The 2,961-nt window shown below is 62.0% G+C and carries 3 protein-coding genes and 1 pseudogene; all 4 read left to right on the top strand.

Annotated features, from left to right (window positions below; genetic code table 11):
- Nucleotides 1-122 precede the first annotated feature (122 nt).
- A complete protein-coding gene (locus NVV99_RS26105; protein ID WP_006553233.1) occupies nucleotides 123-905 on the top strand; it encodes a ParA family protein in 783 nt (260 codons plus the stop codon).
- Nucleotides 902-1,222 carry a hypothetical protein gene (locus tag NVV99_RS26100; RefSeq protein ID WP_006553234.1) on the top strand — a complete coding sequence of 107 codons (321 nt, stop codon included), beginning with the start codon at nucleotides 902-904 and terminating at the stop codon, nucleotides 1,220-1,222. The genes NVV99_RS26105 and NVV99_RS26100 overlap by 4 nt, the downstream gene beginning before the upstream one ends.
- Before the next feature lie 134 nt (nucleotides 1,223-1,356).
- Nucleotides 1,357-2,409 (top strand): DUF2637 domain-containing protein, encoded by a 1,053-nt coding sequence (locus NVV99_RS26095; RefSeq protein ID WP_081263503.1) that lies wholly within the window; start codon nucleotides 1,357-1,359, stop codon nucleotides 2,407-2,409.
- Between the two features lie 117 nt (nucleotides 2,410-2,526).
- Nucleotides 2,527-2,694 (top strand): annotated as a pseudogene (locus NVV99_RS26090) (barstar family protein); the annotation flags it as partial.
- Nucleotides 2,695-2,961 lie beyond the last annotated feature (267 nt).

Raw genomic sequence — 2,961 nt, 5'->3', positions numbered from 1 at the left:
CACGCGAGGAACGCAAGGATTGCACTGTCGGCACGCCACGCACGGCACGCCTGCAACGCAAGCCACGCGAGGAACGCGCCGTGATGCAACACGGACTCGGATCATCGACTGAAAGGTGCGCAATGCAACCACGCAAGATCGCCATTGCCAATCAGAAGGGCGGCGTGGGCAAGACTGCAACAGCACTCGGCCTGGCCAGTGCTGTGTCAGCGAAAGGGGGCAAGGTCCTTGTCGTCGATGCCGACTCTCAGGGCAATGCCACCAACGGCCTCGGTGTGACCGTCGAAGGCGACATGCTCACCACCTACCACCTGATGAACCAGACCGTCGAAGGTGGCGCGGCAAATGCCGTCATAGCGACCGACTGGGGCGGAGTCGACCTGATTCCCGCAGACGAGGAGCTCGGCAAAATCGAGTCCGATGGCTCAAACGACCTGGTTTTCCGCCTCGATGTCGCCTTCGAAGGCCTGGATCTGAGTCCCTACGACGTCGTGCTGTTCGACTGTCCACCAAGCTTGGGCAAGGTCCTGTTCGCCGTCCTCATCGCTTGTGACGGGGTGGTAGCTGTCACCGAACCGACGATCGACAGTGTGCATGGCGTCGAACGCCTCGACGAAACCATCCGTACGGTGCGCAAACGTGCCAACCCTCGCCTCAACTTCGACAAGATCGTTCTCAGCCGCCGCCGCGGCACCGCCGAGCACAACTTCCGGGAGACCGAGCTGCGGGAGGTCTATGGCGATCTCGTAGCCCGCACGATCATTCCGGAACTGGCGACTCGTCAGGACGCGCACAGCGCACGGACACCGATCCATCAATTCCGAGGTGGTCGCGCGATTTCTCTTCAAACCGCCTACAGCGATCTTCTTGCCGAACTGTCTCTCACCACTGGAGGTGCATCGTGACCGCACAACGTCAGCCGGCGATCCGCAAGACCCACCCCGCCGAAGAACTGCCCGAACGCCCCACGCGCATCGAGCAATCAACGCCCGCGCCGACCCCAGTACCTGCACGTTCGGTCACGCCGTCAGTGACGGGAAGCGACACCGATCCGGCAGAGGGCCTGTCGGCGACGCACAACACGCGAATCCGTCCGAGCATCAAGGCGCGGCTGCGTAGGGGAGTGGACAAACTTCGCTACGAGACGGGAGACCGAACCATCAGCGAGGCGTCGATTACCGACAAGGCGCTGCAGGAGTACCTCGACAAGCACGGACTCTGACGTAGCACTACGACCCCCAGCACTGCGTGCGTTGCAGGCCCGCGACGCACGCAGTGCAGGTCCCCTACGCGGCTGCAACTGCAAGGGGACCGTTGACCAGGACTACCACCCGTCAGGAAGGACACCATCCGGTCATGCCCGACGATACAACCCCGCCCGCAACCGCGTTGCGAACTGAGTTGCCCGTGAGCCGACAGATGACACTGTCGTTGGTGACCGTGGCCGCCATGACCCTGTTCATCGCAGCGCTGTCCTTCATCCTGTCGTTCGATGCACTTCGAGCCCTGGCGATCGAGGTCGGTGTGCAACCGGGACGAGCATGGATGGCGCCGGTTGCCATCGACGTTGCCCAAGCTGCTGCAACCGCCGGCTATGTCATCTTCCGCATCTCCGGCCGCGGCCGATACACCCTTGCGTACTGCGCCACGTTGGCCGTGGTGACGGTGTTGTTGAGTGTGGTCGGCAACGCCTTCCATGCCTGGCAGACAGCTGAGCGCAACCTTGCCCGAGTTGCAGCAGGGGAGGACCTCGGGTTCGTTCCGCAGGCCCCCTGGATCGGAGCGCTGTTTGCCGCGATTTTCCCGCTGCTGTGGCTTGCGTTGTTCCACTTGTTCGTGATGATGATCCAGCGCAACCAACCCTCTCCCGGTACTCCGGCGCTTACCAACACCGTGACACCCGCTTCGACTGTCTCTGCCACCGCGCCTCGGATCGCGGTGCGTCCCGAGCCTCATGCTCCCGGAGACGGCGCAACCGCTGACGGCGGTCTGGCAACCCCTCACAGCGCCGCGCACGCACCGTTGCAGGGCGGGCCCGTGACCGAACAGAGCGATGCAACTGCTTCGGGAACACCCACCTTCGCCTGCAACTCGGTTGTCGAGCCGACAACAATGGGACAACCTGCGGTGTCCGTCACGCGCAACGGATATGCGCAGACCCAGGAGGGATTGCTTCGATTCCTCGCCGACTCCGAGTTCCACGAGACCGTGCAAGTCGTGGCATCGATGATGATCAAGTCCCCGCAACTGCGGCAGATCGATGTTGCTCACCGATTGCAGATCGACAAGTCCACCGTCAGCCGGCGGTGGCGGCAGTTCTGTCAGGCGGCCGAAACCGAAGGGTTCCTGGTCCCGCCATTGCCTGCAATCGAGACCGCTGATCCGGTGAAAGAGCCCTCCCTCGTCTAGACCTCCGTATCGGAACCTTGCCTCAAGCGGCGGCGGAGAACGCTGTCCGCCGCCTATGCACTGCGACCGGCAGATTGTGCGGAAGGTCGGGACGGTGACGATGAGGATGGAGCTGGAATGCCGAAAGGAGATGCCGTGTACTTCATCGACGGCCGTCGCATTCGGTCGCTCGAGGATTTTCTCTCTGTTGTGGGCGAAGCAGTATCGGGGCTCGGTGGGTATTTTGGTCGCAATCTGGATGCCTTCGCTGACTGTCTGACCGGCGGATATGGCACACCCGAAGACATCTTCACTGCATCTCGACAACAACTGTCGAGATGCAGTGAAGTTTGACAGGACACGCCGCTACAGATTGACAGAGGCTCGGTGAGACGAGAGCGCTGGTCAAGGCGTCATTCCGGGAAACCGCAGCTCAGAGCCCTTATAAGCTGCTGCCGGCCCAGTTAATCTGCCTCGCCGATCTCGCTCGTCTTCGTGAGACTTCCCAGTGGGATGTCAGTAGCGATTCCCGTTTCGATGTCAGTGCCTCCTACTTCGTGATCGAATACGTGT

Source organism: Rhodococcus sp. PAE-6 (genome assembly GCF_025290685.1).
Taxonomy (GTDB): Bacteria; Actinomycetota; Actinomycetes; order Mycobacteriales; family Mycobacteriaceae; genus Rhodococcus; species Rhodococcus pyridinivorans.
The sequence above is the reverse complement of the archived record's forward strand: the minus strand, read 5'-3'. Positions and strand labels throughout refer to the sequence as shown.